Genomic DNA, 21,905 nt, shown 5'->3' with positions numbered 1-21,905 from the left:
GTTGATAATGTTGACAGGTTAACAAGTTAACACGGACACGCGTTTAATTACTGCTGTACGAATAATATAAGTCGGAATTCTGAGTAAACGGAGAACCGAAAATGGAAGCGACTGCTGCCCAAGCGCGAGTCCTTTCACGTTTCACGTTTGACGTTTCACGATATACAACCATCTAACGTTTGCTTATGCGAAATTTTACACACCTTGTCATTGCCCTGTGCTGCACCTTAATTACTGTAGCAACACAGGCCCAACAACCTTCATTCCCGGGCGCCGAAGGCGCCGGTATGTACACAACCGGTGGCCGGGGAACTGCCGCCGTTCCCACCACTGTTTTTGAAGTTACCAATCTGAACGATGATAACCTGCCCGGTAGTTTGCGGTATGCATTGACTGCAACTGCTACTTACCGCACAATAGTATTCAGGGTTTCGGGTACCATTCATCTTACCTCCAAGTTAAATATCCGTACCAACACTACCATTGCCGGTCAAACGGCTCCTGGTGATGGTATTTGTCTGGCCGATTACCCGGTGGTGATCTCGGGCGATAACGTCATCGTTCGGTATATGCGTTTTCGCATGGGCGATAAGAATACCAAAAAGGTAGATGCCAATGGCAACCCGGTTGATGGCAGTGGCGGCGACGACGCCTTTGGAGCGTTGGGACCCAGTAACCTGATCGTTGACCATTGTACCGCCAGCTGGAGCTCCGATGAAGCGCTCACTATCTACCGCGGTGATAACCTCACTATCCAGTGGTGCTTTATGAGTGAGCCCTTGAACTATTCCTATCACTTTGAAACGGGAGATACCGATTATGAGCACCATGGTTACAACGGCATCCAGGGCGGCAAGCATGCTTCCATTCACCATAATTTGTATGCGCACGCCAAAAACCGGAACCCGCGTTTTTCCGGCATAAGCACGTATTCTCCCAATACAATAGGCGTGGAGAATGTGGATTTTTATAACAACGTAATCTACAACTGGGGAATCAATACCGTGTATGGCGGCGAAGGGGGCAATTACAATGTAATGAACAACTATTACAAATGGGGTCCCAGTACTTCATCCGGGGTAAGATATCGAATTGCCAACCCAAGCTTTTCCGGGTCCATGCCAACACCCACCATCCCCTGGGGTAAATGGCATGTGAGCGGCAACTATGTTGATGGTTCTACCCAAAATACAAATAATAACTGGAGTGGGGTTGAAACAGGAACAACACCTGCCGATACCGTACAAATAAAACAGGTTACCCCTTTTGATCTGGGATTTACCAAAAACATGCAGTCGCCGCTCGATGCCTTTAATGATGTGTTGTTGTCGGCAGGTTGCACGCTGCCCCGCCGCGATACGCTCGATCAGCGAATTGTTGATAATGTGCGCAACAGAACGGGCCAGTTCATCGATGTACAGGGCGGGTATCCGCATGGCACCGATTATTACCTCACTGTGAATGCATGGCCAACATTAAACTCAACAACCCCGCCGGTTGATACCGATCATGATGGAATGCCCGATAGCTGGGAAACCAGCCATGGGTTGAATCCCAATGATCCCGCCGATCGCAATGTGTATGACGGCAGCGGCTATACCATGCTGGAAAACTATATAAATGGAGTTACCAGCACCAATACTTCTCCGGTAATTGCGGTGGGTGGCTCACTCAATAGTTTTTCTCAAATGATAGGGGCGCCATCTGCCGTACAAACCTATTCGGTAGCAGGATATAATTTAACTGCAAACGTTACAGTTACTCCACCGGCCGGGTATCAGTTATCGCCCGATGGCAACACCTGGTACGGAAGCGCTAACCCAATTGTATTAACGCCCTCCTCGGGCACATTGGCCAGCACCAACATTATGGTGCGGCTGAATGCATCGGTTGATGGCAGTTATAATGGAAATATTACCCATACAAGTACCAACGCCACCACGGTAAACCTGGCCCTCACGGGTATTGCCAGCTCCTCTGTTGCGGGACTGGGCGTGTACCCATTGATGGACGGCGGATTTGAAAACCAAACGGTGGGCGCCGTGTCTACAGCTATACCTTCCAGTGCGGCTAATACGGCTTCTTCTGTGTGGACAACCAGCGGTTCGGCAGATATTAAAAATGATGGAACGGCCAGATCGGGTAACAACTACTTTACCTATACCAGCACAAGTACCAGTACGAAAAATAATTTTGCGCCTACGCAGAACAGTCCGCTGTTTGCGGCTAACACCAAATACATCGTGCAGTATTACTACCGGGCGCCGGCGCCTGGCACAGGCAATGGCGTAAGTGGTTTGATCGCTACTTCGGATAATAATGCAAGCGGAACAAATTTTACCACCAATTACAGCACCGCTGCCTGGACGGCCACCAATGGAACCTGGGCAAAGGCGTTTACGACCCGCTCTGTAACTATCGGGTATACACCTGCGGTATTTTTAGCGGGCTTCCGGTTCAATGGTGGGGGAACTGCTATTACAAAGCCATTTGATATTGATGATTTTGTAACCTACCCCGCAGATGATCAAAGCAATCCTGCTCCCGATGTAGCGGCGCCGGATGTAGCTACTGCACCGGCTGCAACGGGCAATGCCAATAACAATTCTATTGCGTTAACCTGGACGGCGCCTCCTGCCGGAGTAGATGGCGGGGGATATATGGTAGTACGCAGCACGTCGGCCACCCCACCGGTTCCCAATGCCAATGGTATTTATATTGTAGGCAACAATATGGGAACAGGCTACAAGGTTGTTTATTTAGGTCCCAATACCTTGTTTACCGATGCTGATCCTGCTTTGTCTCCAACAACAGATTATTACTATTATATTTTTACGGTAGACAAGGCGTATAACTATTCAGCAACCGCTGCCTCATTAACTATAAAGATCGATAATGGCACGGTGACAACACCAGCAGTTAGCGCCACCGGTACTTTATCGGCCTTTTCTCAAACAACCGGAACGCCTTCCACGGCGCAAACCTTTACGGTATCTGGTACCAACCTCACCAATAATATTACCATTACAGCGCCGGCTAATTATCAGTTATCAACTGATAATGGAACCACCTGGAGCAGCGCTGCGGTTTCTCTGGCGCCTGTCAGTGGTGCAGTGGCTTCCAAAACTATCTCGTTACGATTGAACGCCACTGCAGCCGGTACTTATTCCGGTAACATTGTAGTGAACAGCACCGGGGCAACTGCTGTTAATATAGCGGTAAGTGGAACTACAACAACAGCAGGTAATCCGCCACCGGCCGGCATCCAGGCTACTGTAGCAAAAGATGGCACCGGTAATTATACCAGTATTCAGGCGGCCATCAACGCGGCTCCTGCTGCACAAACGGCTCCTTATAAAATTTATGTCAAAAAAGGCAAGTATGTAGAAACGGTGACCATTCCCGGCAACAAGCCTTTTATTCAACTGGTAGGGGAGAATATGGCCGAAACTATTATTTCCTACGATAACTATTCCGGAAAGGCCAATCCTGCAGGTGGTACCTATGGAACCTCCACCTGTGCCACGGTGATCGTGAATGCACCTGATGTGATGTTTATGAACCTGTCAATTGAAAATGCAACCGGGTATGGTATTGATGCCAATGCTGTGGTGCCGGCGCCAGGCGATGGGCCGCAGGCGGTAGCGGTTTACACTACCTCTGACCGGGTGGTGTTTTATAACTGCCGTATGAACAGTGGACAGGACACGTATTATGGTGGTAATAATGCAGCCACAAGATGTTATTTCAAGAACTGTTATGTTGATGGTAACACCGATTTCCTGTTTGGGTCATCAACTATTATTTTCGATACCTGCATCATTTATCCCCGTACCCGCCTCGATAATGCAGGCGGCGGCTATGTAACCGCTGTTAATACCAAGGCCGTGTCGGGTTATGGTTATGTATTTCGTGATTGTAAGCTCACGCAGAACAGAGGGTTTACAACATATACGTTGGGGCGTCCCTGGCAGAACGATGCCAGTACCGCCGATGCCGGCAAATCGCGCAATAAAACCGTGTTCCTGAATACGGCTATGGGCGCCACCATAAAGCCCGAGGGCTGGAGCACCTGGGACGCTGGCACCAATACCAGCTACATTACTTATGGTGAATACAATTCAAAAAATTATGATGGAACACCGGTGAATGTAAGCAGCCGTGTTGCCTGGTCCAAACAATTGACAGCAGCCGATGCCGCAAAATATTATAACAACGACACGGTATTTATGAATGCCAATACCCCGGTAATGGCTAAGTGGGACCCATTTGCCACCTGGGCAGAACTGAACACGACGTTTAAACCCGAATTATCCGTCTCTAACCTGATTGCCAGAAAAGGTACAACCACAACCACGCTTACCTGGAATTTAACCTGGCCCATGCCTGGCATTACCTGCGAGCTGTACCGGAGTAACGACAAAACAAATTTCTCTTTAATAAACTCACAGGCAAGTACGGAGGATTATGCCTGTAACTTCACGTATGCGGAGACCATCCCACCACCCGGACAAACTTATTATTATATAGTAAGGGCTTCAAAAACCGGGTATACCACTATTACATCGGATACTGCCTGGGTAACCAGTACGCCTGCTATCACGGTATCGGGTACGCTGGGTAGTTTTTTACAGGGATTAGGTACGCCTTCTGCCAGTCAGACTTTTGTAGTATCCGGCGCCAATCTTATGGATAATATCACCATTACCCCGCCAGCCAATTATGAGGTGTCTGTTGACAATACCAACTGGTATGGCAGCGGCGCCCCATTGATCGTAACCCAATCAAATGGGATTGTTGCCAACACCTATGTATCCGTGCGGCTTAATGGAACGGCTGTAGGCAACTACGGTGGTAATATTGTAAATTCCTCCACCAATGCAACCAATGTAAATGTGGCTGTGAGTGGAACCGTTCAGGCCAACCCGCTGGGCGGCAGCGCCGTGGTGCTGGAGCAATGGCCATTGGCAGCAAATAACATAGATGATGCAACCGTTCGTGCAGCCGGTGTGGTAGCAACAACACCGGTTCTCAACAACCTGGTTTTATCAAGCGGAGCCACCAACCCGGCCATGCCGCCTTATTCCGATTTACACGGACAGGCCTATGCGGCTACCGCCGATGGCTACTGGACAACCGCGCAAGGCGGCCCGGGTGGCACCCTGAACAGAAGGTATTTTGAACAGTTTACCGTAGTAGCGGCGCCCACGCATACCTTACGGGTCGACTCTGTGATTCTTTCTACAGCTTTCTATCAAACATCCAGCAATACAAAGGTGGCAGTGGTATATTCCAAAACCAACTTCCGCAGCGATTCAACCGAAATACAGGTGGTGAGCAGAAACGGATCTCCGATGACACCTGGTGCCAGCGGTAACTTTTCCAATGCCTTTGATGTAAATAACCAAACGGCCGGAACCACCGATGTGTTTGCCATGTTGTTGAATGGCTCGGCCGGTATTACCATAAAAGCCGGCGATACCCTGGCCTTCCGGATTTATCATTGCACCGGATCAACCAGTAACATCCGGTATGTGAAAGTTAAAAATGTAATGGTAAAAGGCGCTTCCACAAAGAACCCCGTGGCGGGAGATTTCCGCACCGTGAAATCGGGCGAGTGGAGCGATATCACCACCTGGCAAAAATATGATGGCGCCAATTGGGTAGATGGAACGGTCGCTACTGATTATCCCGCTTTTGATGGCGGCATAAATACAGCTACTATTCAAAACGGGCACACAGTAAGTTATACCCAAACATTCACTAAAGGATTTGGCTACATTCAAAAAACAGTGATCGCTACAGGTGGTCAGTTTATAATAGCTGCCGGTAAATCGCTATCCGTTGCCGGCATAGATGGTACTACGGTTGTACTGCAGATTGACGGTACCTTAACCAACCTGGGTACTATAGGTTCCAATGGTAAAGTGGTATACCAGGTAAATGGTAAAATGGTGAACTCCGGTTCATTAGGATTCAATACCGGCGACTCTGTTGCGGTAACGGCTGCCGGCACTTATCAGCATGATAATAATAACAGCCTGCCGCCGCGAATTTCATTTGCCTCCGGATCAACTTTACAGGTAACAGGTATTAAAACAGCGCAGACTAATTTGTTTACCACGCCTACCACTGTTAGTAACCTGGTTTGGAACTGTACCAGCCAGCAGAATTATTTTGCTCTGCGGAACACGCTGGCAGGGGTTGCGGGTAACCTCACCGTGCAAAGTACAGGAACTGCCTATTTGGCCCTGTCACAGGCAACAGCTTCCCTGCGTATTGGCGGTAACTACATCCAAACAGGCGGTAATGTATATTTCAACGAAAGCGCCAGCAGTATAGCAGACTCCATGATAGTTGGCGGGGACTTTACAGTTAGTGGTGGCACCTTTGTTGCCAATATGAAAAATAGTGATCCGCTCTATCTTAAATTGAATGGCAGCAACAAAACCTTCTCGCACCTGGGAACGTTGGGTAATACCAATGTGCTGGTAGACGGGTATTATAACCTCGGCAGCAATCTTGTATTGCCCACTGCAGGATTTGGGTTGACAGTGAATGGAACCATGAATATCGGTACTTATGTGGTGAGCGGTTCTGGTACATCCACTATCGCCAGTGGCGCTATTGTGAGCTTTGGCGCTGCCACCGGTATAGATGGTAATTTTGCCAATACCGGAACAAAACAATACAGCACGGGTGCTAATTATATTTTTAATGGTACGGTGGCACAAAACACAGGTGCTACCATGCCAGCCGGCGCACATGCGCTTACGGTGAATAACAGTGCAGGCGTTAGTTTGTCGGCCCCATTAACCGCCGGTATTGTGAATTTAACCAATGGTAAGTTGTTGCTGGGCGATAATACGCTCACCGACACAACCATTACCGGAAACGTGCCGGTAAATTATATTGTTACCAATGGCGCTGGTAAACTCAGGCAGCCGCTAGGTGCAATAGCAGGAAATATCCTGTTCCCCGTAGGTTCCTCCATTGCCTCTTACACCCCGGTTACATTGAACAATACCGGTACAGCCGATAACTTCGGTGTGAGTGTGAAAGACAAACTCGATTATGCCATCAGCGATACCACGAAGATCGTTCGTAAACAATGGACCATAACGCCTGATAATGCAGCCGGCACAGCCAACCTGGCCATTACGCTGGGATGGTTAACAGGTGAGCAGGGATCTGCTTTCAATCCGGCTACTGTCAAATTCCTGAATTACCGGAATAATGCCTGGTCTGATGTGGCGGGTACCATAACCGGCAGCGGAATCGTAGCGGCTCCTTATACGGCCTCGGCTTCCAACTTTACCCGGTTTGGTGTTTTTGTGATCAGTAATGCGGTACCGGTTCCAACCATCGTTACAACGGGTACATTAAATAGCTTCTCGCAAACAATAGGCGCCCCTTCGGCTGTACAAACCTATACTGTTTCGGGCAGCAACCTTTCCGCCAATATAACAATCACGCCACCTGTGAACTATCAGGTATCAGGTGATGGTGCAACCTGGTATAACAATGCATCGCCATTGGTATTAACGCCAGCCGGTGGTACCTTAGCTAATACCAATATCCAGGTACGGTTAAATGCCACCACTGCGGGCGCTTATTCGGGTAATATAACCAATGCCAGTGCGGGGGCAACAGCACAAAACGTAGCAGTAACCGGATCATCAGTGGCGCTTATCACAAATGTCACTGTTGATAAAATGATGTTGAACGCATTCTCCCAAACCCTGGGAAAACCAACAGATGCGCAAACCTTTACGGTAAAGATCACCAACATGTCGGGCCCTGTTACCATCACGCCGCCTGCAGGCTATGAAGTTTCTGCAGATACAGGAAAAACATGGTATACGGCCGGGTCAGTACCATCCATTCCTGCCGGCGCCGGCAATGCCTGGTCGGGTACGGTAATGGTTCGCTTAAATGCAGCCAATGTTGGTACGTATGAAGGAAATGTAACCATTCAAACCAATGGGTTTGCTGCTGTAAATGTCGGCATGACAGGTATTGCGTATGGTGTTTACACCATCAATCCAAACCCGGCAGGCAATTATGTAAATGTGTACCATGCCAGCCTGTTTACCGTGGCAGTTATCCGGATCTATAATTTGAACGGACACCTGCTGGGCACGTATTACAGCAAACCGGCCAGTAATGTCACCACTATTAACATAAGCGCCTTACCAAATGGAATGTATTTTGTAGAGTTAGAACGGTTAAAAGATAAAGTGTTGTTGAAATTTATAAAACAATAACAGCGATAGGCAGCAACTAAAATAAAGTGTATTGCGTCTATAGATCGACTCCGCTCTGAGCATTATTGCCTGGAGCGGAGTCGATGATTTAAAGGGCTGATTTTATTAAAACGATTGATATGAATTGCAGGATCATTGCTTTGTTGGTTGCCTTTGTGCCGGGATCTTTTGTTATACAGGCGCAGGAATTTATTCCACTCTGGCCCAACGGTAAAATGCCCAATACAAAGGGCATGCATTTGAAAGACAGCATCAACAATGAACGGCTGTTCCAGGTAGGTAATCCCGGAATGACGGCGTTCTTTCCTTCCATCCAGGAAAACAAACAATGCGCGGTGATCATTTGCCCCGGCGGCGGCTACCATCACGAGTCCTTTCAGATAAGCGGTTTTCAACTGGCCAAATGGTTTAACACCATGGGCATTACTGCCTTTGTGCTCAATTACCGCTTACCCCTTTCGCCCGACCTGGTACATCGCGAACTGGGGCCTATCCAGGATGCTGAACGGGCCATGCGCATCGTTCGTGCCAACGCCGGTAAATGGAACCTTCAACCAAATAAGATTGGTATCATGGGTGTATCAGCCGGCGGCCACCTGGCAGCCTGGCTGGGCAATACCGGCGATGATGTAGCTGCTATTGGTGATTCGCTCAACAGCGTTTCCTTTCGTCCAGACTTTACCATCCTGGTTTCACCGGTGATCACGCTGGGGAAATACGCACATGGAGGCAGCCGCGACAATTTACTGGGCGCCAATCCTACAAAAGAAATGATTGATAAATATTCCATGGAGCTGCAGGTAAAGCCCACTACACCACCTTGTTTTATTGCCGGTGCATTCAACGATAAAGCAGTGGACCCCCATAACAGTTTGATGTTTTACCAGGCATTACTGGAAAAGAATATTCCCACCAGCTTACATGTGTTTCCCCAGGGTGCACATAACATTGCCTTACGCAACAATCCTGGTTCTACCCAGCAATGGACGGCGTTATGTGAAGCATGGCTGGTAGAGATGGGATTTTTGAAATAGTTTATAAGTTATTAAGTTCTTGAGTTATTAAGTTGGTAGCTCAATTTTTTATGTGACTTATGAACCTACGAACCCAATAACCTGCAAACTCAATAACAAAGGGATGAAAAGAATCTGTTTTTTCTTGTTTTTACTCGTGCCAGTTGTATATGTAAATGCGCAACAAATGTATCCTAAGTATTTAACCGTAGCGCAGGATGGCAGTGGTAATTATAAAACTATTCAGGAAGCTGTAAATGCCATGCGCGATTTTTCACAGGAGCGCGTAACCATTTTTATCAAGAAAGGCGTGTACCACGAAAAGCTGGTGGTGCCTTCCTGGAAAACAAACATTACCTTGTTAGGGGAGAGCCGCGACAGCACCATCATCACCAATGACGATTACAGTGGCAAGCCTCTGCCCAATGGCCTGGATGTTGCCAGCGGCCGGGATAAATACAGCACCTTCAATTCTTACACCGTAATTGTAAAGGGCAATGATTTCAGGGCCGAAAATCTTACTATCCAAAATACCGCAGGCCGGGTAGGACAGGCCGTAGCCCTGCATGCCGAAAGCGATCGTTGTGAAATAGTGAACTGCCGGTTATTGGGCAACCAGGATACATTGTATGTTGGCATCGACAGCAGCCGCCAGTATTATAAGAATTGTTATATAGAAGGCACTACCGATTTTATATTCGGTCCTGCCACCTGTGTGTTTGAAAATTGCACCATCAAAAGCCTGATGAACTCTTACATCACCGCTGCCTCTACCACTCCGCGCCAGTCGTACGGATTTGTATTTTTCAATTGCACACTCATTGCCGATACGGCAGCGCATAAAGTATTGCTGGGCCGTCCCTGGCGTCCATATGCAAGAACCGTTTACATCAATACCAAAATGGGTGAGCACATTGCGCCCATTGGCTGGGATAACTGGCGCAACCCCGGGAACGAAAAGACAGCCTTTTATGCAGAATACAATAGCAGCGGTGCCGGCGCTAACCCAAGCGGCCGTGCCACCTGGTCGCATCAATTGAGTACAAAAGAAGTTAAGGAGTATACTTTAAAGAATATTTTTGGGGACTGGCTTCCGGAGTAGTTGGCAAGTTAACACGTTGACAAGTTAAAAGGTTAACGGGAAAGAAGGAGATGAGGTGGAGTGAAGCAGGTGGTTGATAGAGTTGACGGAAGTTGATAGGGTTGATAACGGGAAGAAAGTTGACGAGTTAACAAGTTGAAATTTATCGCGAGGTTGCCACACTCCCCTTCCGCCAGCTGGCGGAGAGCCGGGGGGAGGCTCGATTTACGAAACACCACATAATGAAAAAACTATTTGTACTAACATTTTCTTTCTTAAGCCTAACGGCCGTAGCCCAGCAACCCTACGTATCAAAAGTATGGGTAGCGGATAATAAGAACGGCACCTATAAGAACCCGGTGTTGCATGCCGATTATTCAGACCCCGATGCGTGCCGGGTAGGCGATGATTATTATTTAGTGGCATCCAGCTTTGATGGTATTCCCGGGTTGCCCATTCTGCATTCAAAAGACCTGGTAAACTGGACCATTATTGGCCATGCCTTAAAACGCCAGCCACCTTATGATCATTTTTCAAAAACGCAGCATGGCAATGGCGTATGGGCGCCCTCGATCCGGTATCACAATGGTGAGTTTTACATTTATTACCCCGATCCCGATTTTGGCATCTATGTACTGAAATCAAAGAACATCAACGGTCCCTGGACAGACCCCATTATGGTAGAGGCCGGCAAAGGATTGATCGATCCCTGCCCGTTGTGGGATGATGATGGCAAAGTATACCTGGTGCATGCCTATGCAGGCAGCCGGGCCGGAATAAAAAGTGTGTTGGTGGTAAAACAACTCGATGCAACCGGTACCAAAGTGCTCGATGACGGCGTACTGGTGTTCGATGGTCACGACCAGGACCCCACGCTTGAAGGGCCCAAGTTCTACAAACGCAATGGCTATTATTACATCTTTGCGCCGGCAGGCGGTGTGCCAACCGGTTGGCAATTGGTAATTCGGTCGAAAAATGTGTATGGCCCTTATGAAAGAAAAGTAGTGATGGACCAGGGCAGCTCTGCCATCAATGGCCCGCACCAGGGCGCCTGGGTAACCACCCAAACCGGTGAAGACTGGTTCCTGCATTTCCAGGACCTGGAAGCATACGGACGCGTGGTACTACTGCAACCAATGAAATGGGTGAATAACTGGCCGGTGATCGGTATTGACAAGGATGGCGATGGAAAAGGCGAACCGGTGCAGACCTATAAAAAGCCAAACGTTGGTAAAACATATCCCGTACAAACACCACAGGAGACCGATGAATTTAATGGCAATACCATGGGCCTGCAATGGCAATGGCAGGCCAACCCCAAACCCTTTTGGGCTTTTCCCGGTAATGGTCACCTGCGTTTGTTCTCCGGTTACATACCCGACTCTGCCAAAAATATGTGGTTTGTGCCCAATGTGCTGATGCAGAAATTTCCCGCACCTGAATTTACGGCAATGGTTAAACTGGATTTTAAACCCCGGCTGGCCGGAGAAAAGACTGGCTTGATCGTGATGGGGTCCGACTACGTCTTGGTTCAACTCACCAAAAAAGAAGACGGTATTTATCTTTCCTATGTGATCTGTAATAAAGCGGAAGGCGGTAAACCAGAACAGGAAAAGATGATTGGTAAGATCTCAGGCGCTACTACGTATTTGCGCGTTCAGGTGAGCAAGGGCGCCAAATGTAATTTTTCGTATAGTGAAGATGGACAGCAGTTTACTTCCGCTGGCGATGAATTTTCGGCCGTGCCCGGCAGATGGATCGGCGCCAAGGTTGGATTGTTCTGCACACGTACCAGCGTTACCAACGATGCAGGTTGGGCAGATATAGACTGGTTTAGAATTGAATAAGATGGGTCACTCTTTCAGAGTGGCTCACCTTTTGCTTCAAGGTGAGCCGCCCTTTAAGGGCGACCCACCTAACGGTATTTCATCATAACCAAAAAATGCCTACATTTAACCCCGATTGATTGCTTATTGAAAACGTATGACCATTGGCCTGCCACATATTCAACAAGGTATCCATGCCGGAAACGAACAATGCCTGGCAGAGTTGTACAAATTATTCAGTAAACGCCTCCATCACTTTGCCCGCGTAATCACCCGCTCCCCAGAAGTAGCCGAAGAAATTGTAGAAGATGTGCTTGTGAAATTATGGAGCAATCGCCACCGCATAAACGAAGTAGAAAATCTTACGGTTTATTTATATGTAGCAGTAAAGAACAGGGCATTGAATGCCATTTCCCAAAAAGCATCCGACCTCATCAGGGCGCCATTCGATGACCTGGACATAGAAACCGGTCAGCTGGCCGCCGATCCCTATAACCTCCTGGTCACTGCCGAAATGATGAAACGCATGCACCAGGCAGTGGAAAATTTACCTCCCCGCTGTAAAATGATCTTCAAACTGGTGCGCGAAGACGGCCTCAAACACCGTGAAGTAGCCGAAATTCTCAATATTTCTCTCAATACCGTTGACGTACAAATGGCTATTGCAATTAAGAAGATATGTACCGAATTGCAGGTCAGTAAAGTTACGGTGAAAACAGCCTCAAGCCGCAAGCTGTGAGCTTCAAGCCGCAAGCCACAAGCGAATACAGCTCAAAGCAGAAAGCCAAAAGCCAAAAGCCAAAAGCCAAAAGCCAAAAGCCAAAAGCCAAAAGCTTAAAGCAAATACACTCCCGGGTTTTGGCTTTAGCCTTTAACCTTTAGGCTTTTACCAGTATTCTGTATTCCCCTTTATCAACCCTGTCAACTCCGTCAACTCTATCAACCTCCTACTTTACCCACTTAAGCTACTTCTTTCTCGTCACCCTGTTAACGTGTCAACGTATTAACTTGTCAACCCTGTCAACATGTTAACCTGTTAACGTGTCAACCCACCACCTACTTCCACAAAATTTATTTTTAAAACCTTTAATGGTGTATTCAAAAATGCCTGTCCTTATAAGCATAATGGAAACACCTGAAAGAATCTGGTTTTTACTGGCTCGCAATCTGAGCGGCGATGCTACTGAACAGGATAAGGAAGAACTGAAAGAACTGTTGCAACAGCATCCGGAGCTGATGCAGCAATACGATCTGCTGCACCAGTTATGGCCGGTACATGCGCAAACAGGCGAAGAACCAGCCACCAACGATAAACTCAACCGCATTCTGCAACTGGCCGAGGCGGAAAGAGCAGCCGGAACGTCGGAGGCGCCTGTGGTACGCATTAAAAAAAGGCGTACCCTGTATTGGGCAGCGGCTGCGGTGATTGCACTGGCTATGGGCGCGTGGTTTGTAACGTGGAAAGACAAACAGCAGGCCTTGGCCGCCAATGAAGTGGTAGCCCCCAAGGGAAGTAAAACCCGTACCATTTTACCCGACGGCTCTACAGTTTGGTTAAACGCCGGTTCCCGCATCGTATATGCGAATTTCAATGGACCCCAACGCGAAATAACCCTCGAAGGGGAAGCTTTCTTTGATGTGGTACAGGTGTTGTCTCCGGCCACGCATCAGAAAAAGCCATTCATTGTGCATGCCGGTACCATCGACATCCGGGTGCTGGGCACTGCATTCAATGTAAAATCATATCCCGAGGAAAAGACAATTGAAACCACGCTCATCAGGGGACTGGTGCAAATAACCCGTAAGGGCGATACAAAGGGCGGTCCGGTATACCTGCATCCCAATGAAAAAATAGTTTTACCTGTCAGCAGTGTTGAAACTGCTGCTACCAATGTACCGGTTGCCGGTACCAATGAACCAGCTATCAAACAGATCATTCATATAGACAGTACCATAAAAGACAGTGAACATATTGAGACCGCCTGGGTATACAACCGGCTCGAATTTCGTGGCGACAATTTTGAGCAGCTGGCCCTCAAGCTGGAAAGATGGTACAATATCAAAGTATATTTTGAAGACGATGCTGCCCGTCAGTTGAAGTTCAATGGTTCCCTGCAAAACGAAACCGTGGAGCAGGCTTTTATGGCCTTAAAAGCGGCAGTTCCTTTTGAGGTAAGGATAGTTAACAATGAAGTATTTATAAAATCGACGAAATAAAATATGGATTCCACATAACCCAAGAAAACGGAGAATGTTGGCAGCATTCTCCGCGTACTACAGGTTAAAATTTTCTGGTGTTGTTTTCTCCGCAACCCGCTGGCAGGCGGGAGGGGAAGTGATTTCTTAACCCATAATAATACTAATGTATGAAAAGTTTTAGAACGGGCATAAAAAGCCCGTTGCTTTCCAATGCGCTGCTTGTTATGAAAATAACCTCATTCTTATTACTTGTTTTTGTGCTGCAGGTGTCGGCCCGGGGATTTGGTCAACGACTGAACCTCCGGTACAGGAATGCTGAAATCGCCGGCATCCTCATCAATATCGAAAAACAAACCAACTACCGGTTCCTGTACAATAACCAGTTGTCGGCCATCAGGCAAAAAGTGACAATCAACCTGGAGAATGTAGACATTCGCCAGGCGCTTGATAATCTGTTTTCTCAAACCATCCTTACCTACCGGTTTATGGCCAACGGCCTCATTGTGATCAATGAAGATGCGGCACGCCAGACCACGGAGAAAAAAGTAACGGGAAAAATAACTGACCCAAACGGAGTGCCGCTCTCCGGCGTAACCGTAACTATAAAAGGCTCCACCAAAGCCACCACCACCAATGAGCAGGGTGTGTTCACCATTACGGCCGAAGACAACGATGTGCTGGTGTTTTCCTATGTTGGGTTCGACCCGCAGGAAATAAAAGTGGGCGACAATACCCAGATCAACCTGTCGCTGGTATCAGCATCATCCAGCCTGGAGAACATTGTAGTGATTGGTTATGGTACCGTAAAGAAAAGAGACCTTACCGGTTCGGTAGTATCGTTGAAAGGCGATGAAGTAAAAAAGATCGCAGCCGGTAACGTAATGGAAAGTGTGCAGGGTAAAGTGGCCGGGGTAGACATTACCCGTACCAGCGGTGGCGCCGGTTCAAGCGTAAATGTAACCGTACGGGGTAACCGGTCCATCCTTGCACAAAACACGCCGCTGTTTATTGTAGATGGCATCCAATACCCCAACTTCCAGGATATAAACCCCAACGATATTCAGTCGATGGAAGTGCTGAAAGACGCCTCTTCCACCGCTATTTATGGTTCACGCGGCGCCAATGGCGTAATCATCATTACTACCAAAAGAGGCGCTGCCGGTAAAGTAAGGGTAGGTGTGAATACCTATTATGGCGTGAACAAAGAAACCGGCTACCCGGTACCGATGAATGGTCAGCAGTTTGCCGATTTAAAACGCCAGGGCGCCCGTACGGCCGGCACCTGGAGCTCATCGGCCGATGACGCCAAGTTATTCGGTGCAGATCTGAAGGCCGTGCAAGATAATGTTTCTACTTACTGGCCCGGACTGTTATTGAAGAATGGTTCACAACAGGATTATGGCGTGAATGTGGCCGCAGGCAGCGACAAAACAAAAGTGTTCTTCTCTTTCGATTATTTTAAAGAGAAAGGATTACTCAATAACGATTACTCAGGCCGGTATACCTTACGCCTGAACATCGATCAAACTGTTATTGGAACGTTTAAAGTAGGATTGCAAAGCCAGTTAACTTATTACAATGAAAACAGGCGTACCGATAACGTGTTGACCGTTGCTAACAAAGTAATTCCTTACTACGTGCCCTATGCGGCAGATGGTTCGCTCATCAGGCTGCCGGGTAATGCCAACCAGATAAACCCGCTGTTGGAAGAACAGGCTGGCGCTTACATCAATGAATTCAATACCACCCGTATTTTGTCTTCGGCGTATGCAGAATGGAAACCTTTCAGCAGCCTTACCTTGCGTTCAACCCTGGGTATCACCAACGGTAGTTCGCGCAATGGATTGTTCCTGGGCGAAAACACCATTACCCGTTTTACGGCAACCGGTTCGCTGGCAAAAGTTACCAATGCCACCCAGGCAGATCTGATCTGGGAGAACATCATCACCTGGAACAAGAAGTTCGGCGATCATGCAATAGATGTAACAGCAGTTACCAGCTATCTTTCCAACAGGGTAGATAGTTCTTATGCCCAGGGAACAGGGCAGTTGATCCCTGGCCAGGGCTGGAGGGCGTTGCTGAACAACCCATCGAACCTGGGCATCTGGAGTAATTACGTTGGCAGCAACCTGTTATCAGGCGCATTTCGGTTGAACTATGGTTATAAAGGCAAATACCTGTTAACCGTAACCGGCCGCGCCGATGGTTCATCGGTTTTATTGAAAGAGAACCGCTGGTCGTTCTTTCCCTCTGCTGCAGTAGCCTGGCGCATCATCGATGAAGACTTTATGAAAGACCAGTCGTTGATCAGTGATCTTAAATTACGCGCCAGTTATGGGGTAGCCGGTAATGCAGCCGTTAAACCCTACTCAACAACAACCGGGCTAATACTCATTCCGTTTTCTTTCAACGATATCAGTATGCTGGCTTATGGTTTTGACCCGCAGAATGGTAACCGCAACCTGAAATGGGAAATGACCGGTACACAGAACATTGGGTTAGACTTCGGTTTGTTCAGGAACCGCATCAGCGCCAGTGTAGACTATTACGATTCAAAAACCCGCGACCTGTTGTTGCTGCGTCCATTGCCAGGTTCATCGGGGCACACCAAAGTGGTAGAGAACGTGGGTAAAACCCGTAACAATGGGGTGGAAGTTTCATTGCGTACCGTGAATGTGCAAACAAAAGACCTTACCTGGTCAAGCGCTATCACCTATACCCGCAATAAAGAACGCATCACCGACCTGGTAAATGGTAAGAACGATGTGGCTGGTGGGCTGTTCATTGGTTCGCCCGTAAAATCGTTCTATGACTTTAAAAAAGAAGGCATCTGGCAAATACAGGATTCAGCCCTGGCCAAAAGCTTTGGTTATAAACCCGGCGATATTCGCGTAGCCGACCTGAGTGGCGATAAAGGCCAGCCCGATGGCAAGATCGATGCTACTTACGATAGAACGGTAGTAGGTTCGGCAGTGCCCAACTATACGCTTGGTTTCAGCAACGATGTAACTTACAAAAGCTTCGACCTGAACGTATATGTGTTCGCCCGCGTGGGACAAACCTTTGTATCGGATTATGCCAATAAGTTTGAACCCAATGCCATCGAAAATGGCGCTAACGTAAACTACTGGACACCGGAAAACCCAACGAACGATTATCCCCGTCCGAATGCCAATATTTCAAGAGCCTCCCTGCCGTTTGCTACCACGCTCGGTTACAAGGATGGTTCCTTTGTAAAGATCAGGAACATAACCCTGGGGTACACGCTGCCCAAAAACATTTCCCGGAAGTTTCATGTGAACAGTTTACGCTGGTATGTAAGCGCCAAAAACTACTTCACATTTGCCAAACAAAAGGATTACGATCCGGAAGGGGAGGGTTCGTTTGAACGGCCACTGACCAAGCTGTTGGTGACCGGGTTAAATATTGAATTCTAAACTTTATTCATTCTAGCTTAACTATTGGAATATGCAAATCAACATAAATAAGGTCATGGGTTGGGTGCTGGTGGGGTCCCTGGTTCTTACTTCATGCAATAAAAAATTATCGGAATACAACCCCAGCGGCATGACCGCCGATGTTACATATACAACTGCCAAAGGTTTTGAAACTTTGGTGAATGCCGCCTATACCTATACCCGCTGGTGGTATGGAAAAGAGGAAGGCTACAGTTTATCGGAGATGGGTACCGACATCTGGACAAACGGTACCGGTGATGTGTTCCCCCAGTTATCGCGTTACGATAACCTGCAGGGCAGTAACACCACTGCCCTGGGTATGGAGTGGGACAATTTTTATGCAGCCATCTATTTAATCAATACCGGGTTGGCGCAAATTGATAATGTAGCCGATTATACCGATAAGCAAAAAACGCAACGCGGGGCCGAACTGCACTTTTTGCGCGCCTTCTACTACTGGCATATTGTAGAAACCTGGGGCGGTGTACACCTTACCACTGTGGCTACAGCGCCCGGCGTAATCGAATCTACCGCCAACAAAACCCCGGTTGCAGATTTCTATAAACTGATCTTTGACGACCTGGACTATGCCGTAAAGAATTTGCCAGCCACTACCTCCGACTATGGCCGGGCTACCGTTCCGGTGGCCAAAGCTTTTCAGGCCCGCATGTTTTTAACCCGGGGTATGAATACCGAAGCGGCTAATGCAGCCAGAGAGGTGATCTATAATTATGGTTACACGCTGCTGCCCAAATTCGCTGATCTGTGGAATATGGGAAACCTGAAGAATAAAGAAGTGATCTGGGCGGTTGATTATTCAACCAACCTGGCCAATAACGATCTTACCTCAGCAGCTTATCCTACCGGTCACCCACGCGGCAGCAACAGCGGTCATATGCTGTTCCTGCAGGTGTACGACCAGGTAAATACCAGTTTGCTGCTGCGTGATATTCCCAATGGCCGGCCGTTTAACCGGTACATGCCTACGAAGGCCCTGCTGGATCTATTCAATGAAAGTGACGATTCCAGGTACCAGTCCAGCTTTCAAACTGCCTGGTTATGCAATAAGGCAGGCACTGCTGCCGGTAATTCCTTTAATACTGCGGATGTCTCCACCTTCAAGGTGGGCGATACCGTGTGCTATACATCAAAGAACACCCTCCCTGCTGCCGACATGAATGCCAAACACTATACAACCTACGATCTGTCGCGGGTATACAATGCCGCCGGCATTCCCACCAACCGGAAGTTTTATGTTTCGTTGAAGAAGTTCAAGGATTCAACCCGGGCTTCCTCGGGCGAAGCCCAAAGCGCCCGCGATGTATTTGTAATACGGCTGGCCGAAATGTACCTGATTGGCGCCGAAGCAGAATTAAATAATGGCAGAATGGACTCCGCGGTCTTTTACCTGAACAAGGTACGCACCCGGGCCGCTGTTCCCGGTCACGAAGCCGCCATGCAGATCACGGCTGCCCAGGTTAACCTCGATTTCATCCTCGACGAACGGGCCCGTGAACTCTGTGGCGAGCAATTGCGCTGGTTCGATCTGAAGCGAACGAATAAACTGATTGACCGGGTTGCCAGGCTCAACCCCGATGCCGCCCAATATATAAAACCGTATCAAACGGTGCGGCCCATTCCACAATCACAGATCGATGCCGTTACCAATAAGAGTGAATTTTCCCAAAATCCGGGATATCAGTAAAACCCAGCTAAAAGCCTAAAGTCCAAAGCCTAAAGCCAAAATCAAAAAGCAAAACATAGAACAAAGAACTAAGAACTTGGAACTAAGAACTTGGAACTAAGAACTTGGAACTCTGAACTTGGAACTCTGAACTTGGAACTCTGAACTTGGAACTCTGAACTTGGAACCCGGAACTCTGAACTGGGAACAGAGAACCGGAAACTTTCTTCAAAATCTTGCTGGCAGTCGCGTAAAGGGGTATGGTTCTGGGTAATTTACGTTGATTGCCAGCATTTTATTTCTGGCCATTCTGTTATCGTTGCCGGTAACGTTTGCGTAAATAAAATTCCATATTCGTTTCGGTGGGTTTAAATATCTGTGTACACTTGCCCTTGAAAAACAGGTATTTCGGGTTACAGGTTGCACGTTTCAGGTTTCAGGGACCGTTTTCCCCTGCAACCTGCAACTTGTAACCTGTAACTTCTATCTTAAATTCGATTGCCTTGCAGCTATTATATTGCAACTTTTTTAATACCTTTTCCAAATACAAAAACTACTGCAGGCGTACGCTCAAATCGTTAAATCATCGGGTTGGTTCCACCGGGCTCAATACCTTTGCATTATAAAATTTATTGAAGTAAATATCGCGTAATGAACAATTGGTTTAAAGCAGCAGCAGTACTTGGTTTAATGGCTTGTTCATCCGGTTTATCAGCCCAAAAACTACCGGTCATTCAGCCAACCAGTTTCAAAAAAGATTCAACCTGGATCACCAAATATGGAGCCGTTGCCGATGGCCAAATGTTAAACACACAGGCCATCAATGCCGCCATCGATGCCTGTAATAAAAAAGGCGGTGGGGTAGTGGTTGTACCAGCCGGACTTTGGGCTACCGGTCCCATTACGCTTAAAAGTAATGTAAACCTGCACCTGAAAAAAGGTGCGGTTTTACAATTCACCAAAGATTTTAACCAGTACCAGCTGGTGGAAGGCAATTGGGAAGGAATTCCGCAAATGCGCAACCAGAGCCCTGTATCGGCCACCAATGCCACCAATATTGCCATTACCGGCTTTGGCGTTATCGACGGCGGCGGCGAAGCCTGGCGCCAGGTTAGAAAAGAAAAGCTGACCGAAAGCCAGTGGAAAGAATGGGTGGCCGGCGGCGGCGTGGTAAGCGAAGATGGCAAATCCTGGTATCCCTCCGAACAATGGCTCAAAGCGGCTAAAATGAAAAATCCCGGTGAATTCACCCCCGACAAAACACCGGAATTCTATAAAAGCATAAAAGATTTTCTGCGTCCCAACCTGATAGTGCTCACCAAATGCAAAAAAGTATTACTGGAAGGAGTAACTTTTCAAAACTCGGCAGCCTGGTGTTTACACCCGCTCATGAGTGAAGATCTTACAGTAAGAAATGTTACGGTGAAGAACCCCTGGTTTGCGCAGAATGGCGATGGTATTGATGTAGAAAGCTGTAACCGCGTATTGATCGAGAACAGCTCTTTTGATGTAGGTGATGATGGCCTTTGTATGAAAAGCGGTCGTGATGAAGCCGGCAGAAAAAGAGGTATGCCCACCGAGAATGTAATCATCCGCGATTGTAAAGTATACCATGCCCACGGCGGTTTTGTAATTGGCAGCGAAATGAGTGGCGGCGCCCGCAACATTTGGGTTAACAACTGTACGTTTATTGGAACCGATATAGGCCTGCGGTTTAAAACAACCCGCGGCCGGGGTGGTATTGTTGAAAATATCTATTGCAACGATATCCAGATGATCGATATTCCCGGCGAGGCCATCCTGTTCGATATGTATTATATGTCGGTAGACCCGGTAGCACTGGCAGGTGAAAAACGCGAGTTGCCAAAAGTAGAGAAGTTGCCGGTAGATGAAGGCACACCTCAGTTCAGGAATTTTGTGGTAAAGAATGTGGTTTGTAATGGCGCGGCCAAGGGCATCTTTCTGCGCGGCATTCCCGAAATGCATGTAAAAGATGTGCTGCTGGAGAATTGCATCCTGCAGGCCCGTAAAGGCATCGATTGCCAGGAAGCATCGGGTATTACCTTTAAAAATATCACGATCCTGAGCAAAGAAACCAACCCGGTGGTAGACATTATCAACAGCGATCACCTCACTTTTGATAAACTGACTTATAAAAAAGATGCAGATCTGTTATTCCGCGTGGCTGGCGACAGAACAAAGAATATAAGTATTCAGAATACCGATGCCTCCAAAGCCAAAGACAAAATTCAGTATGAATTTGGCGCTACGGCACAGGATGTAACCATTAAATAAATACCGTTACGGGCTACAGATAACAAGTTTCAGGGAAACCCTTGCAACCTGCAACCTGGAACTTGCAACTTGGAACTGGAAC

Annotated in this window: 9 protein-coding genes; all 9 read left to right on the top strand. The window is 47.8% G+C overall.

The genetic code is table 11. The features are described 5' to 3' along the window. The first annotated feature begins 185 nt into the window (after positions 1 to 185). On the top strand, positions 186 to 8,267 hold the full coding sequence (locus NIAKO_RS26080; protein WP_014221455.1) for a pectinesterase family protein: 8,082 nt from the start codon (positions 186 to 188) through the stop codon (positions 8,265 to 8,267). A gap of 119 nt (positions 8,268 to 8,386) precedes the next feature. After that, complete coding sequence (locus NIAKO_RS26075; protein ID WP_014221454.1) at positions 8,387 to 9,301, top strand: alpha/beta hydrolase; 915 nt, start codon at positions 8,387 to 8,389, stop codon at positions 9,299 to 9,301. A gap of 103 nt (positions 9,302 to 9,404) precedes the next feature. Then, a complete protein-coding gene (locus NIAKO_RS26070; RefSeq protein ID WP_014221453.1) occupies positions 9,405 to 10,382 on the top strand; it encodes a pectinesterase family protein in 978 nt (325 codons plus the stop codon). 221 nt (positions 10,383 to 10,603) lie between these two features. After that, a complete protein-coding gene (locus tag NIAKO_RS26065; protein ID WP_014221452.1) occupies positions 10,604 to 12,208 on the top strand; it encodes a glycoside hydrolase family 43 protein in 1,605 nt (534 codons plus the stop codon). Between the two features lie 136 nt (positions 12,209 to 12,344). Beyond that, positions 12,345 to 12,926: an RNA polymerase sigma-70 factor gene (locus NIAKO_RS26060; protein WP_014221451.1), complete on the top strand. Its 582-nt coding sequence runs from the start codon at positions 12,345 to 12,347 to the stop codon at positions 12,924 to 12,926. A gap of 365 nt (positions 12,927 to 13,291) precedes the next feature. Further along, positions 13,292 to 14,404, top strand: coding sequence for a FecR family protein (locus NIAKO_RS26055; protein WP_172642132.1), 1,113 nt, complete (start codon positions 13,292 to 13,294; stop codon positions 14,402 to 14,404). Between the two features lie 149 nt (positions 14,405 to 14,553). Continuing rightward, positions 14,554 to 17,823: a TonB-dependent receptor gene (locus NIAKO_RS26050; RefSeq protein ID WP_014221449.1), complete on the top strand. Its 3,270-nt coding sequence runs from the start codon at positions 14,554 to 14,556 to the stop codon at positions 17,821 to 17,823. A gap of 31 nt (positions 17,824 to 17,854) precedes the next feature. Next, entirely contained in the window at positions 17,855 to 19,549 is a 1,695-nt protein-coding gene (locus NIAKO_RS26045; RefSeq protein WP_049815611.1) for a RagB/SusD family nutrient uptake outer membrane protein, read from the top strand. A 630-nt stretch (positions 19,550 to 20,179) separates the two neighbouring features. Then, positions 20,180 to 21,823, top strand: coding sequence for a glycoside hydrolase family 28 protein (locus tag NIAKO_RS26040; RefSeq protein ID WP_014221447.1), 1,644 nt, complete (start codon positions 20,180 to 20,182; stop codon positions 21,821 to 21,823). The last annotated feature ends 82 nt before the right edge of the window (positions 21,824 to 21,905 follow it).

This window comes from Niastella koreensis GR20-10, from assembly GCF_000246855.1.
Classification (GTDB): Bacteria; Bacteroidota; Bacteroidia; order Chitinophagales; family Chitinophagaceae; genus Niastella; species Niastella koreensis.
This window is presented reverse-complemented; position numbering and strand designations above follow the sequence as displayed.

Bases quoted from the DNA above. Each gene is read 5' to 3' on its own strand.
- NIAKO_RS26080 (WP_014221455.1), top strand. From the start codon at position 186: ATGCGAAATTTTACACACCTTGTCATTGCCCTGTGCTGCACCTTAATT.
- NIAKO_RS26075 (WP_014221454.1), top strand. From the start codon at position 8,387: ATGAATTGCAGGATCATTGCTTTGTTGGTTGCCTTTGTGCCGGGATCT.
- NIAKO_RS26070 (WP_014221453.1), top strand. From the start codon at position 9,405: ATGAAAAGAATCTGTTTTTTCTTGTTTTTACTCGTGCCAGTTGTATAT.
- NIAKO_RS26065 (WP_014221452.1), top strand. From the start codon at position 10,604: ATGAAAAAACTATTTGTACTAACATTTTCTTTCTTAAGCCTAACGGCC.
- NIAKO_RS26060 (WP_014221451.1), top strand. From the start codon at position 12,345: ATGACCATTGGCCTGCCACATATTCAACAAGGTATCCATGCCGGAAAC.
- NIAKO_RS26055 (WP_172642132.1), top strand. From the start codon at position 13,292: ATGCCTGTCCTTATAAGCATAATGGAAACACCTGAAAGAATCTGGTTT.
- NIAKO_RS26050 (WP_014221449.1), top strand. From the start codon at position 14,554: ATGAAAAGTTTTAGAACGGGCATAAAAAGCCCGTTGCTTTCCAATGCG.
- NIAKO_RS26045 (WP_049815611.1), top strand. From the start codon at position 17,855: ATGCAAATCAACATAAATAAGGTCATGGGTTGGGTGCTGGTGGGGTCC.
- NIAKO_RS26040 (WP_014221447.1), top strand. From the start codon at position 20,180: ATGAACAATTGGTTTAAAGCAGCAGCAGTACTTGGTTTAATGGCTTGT.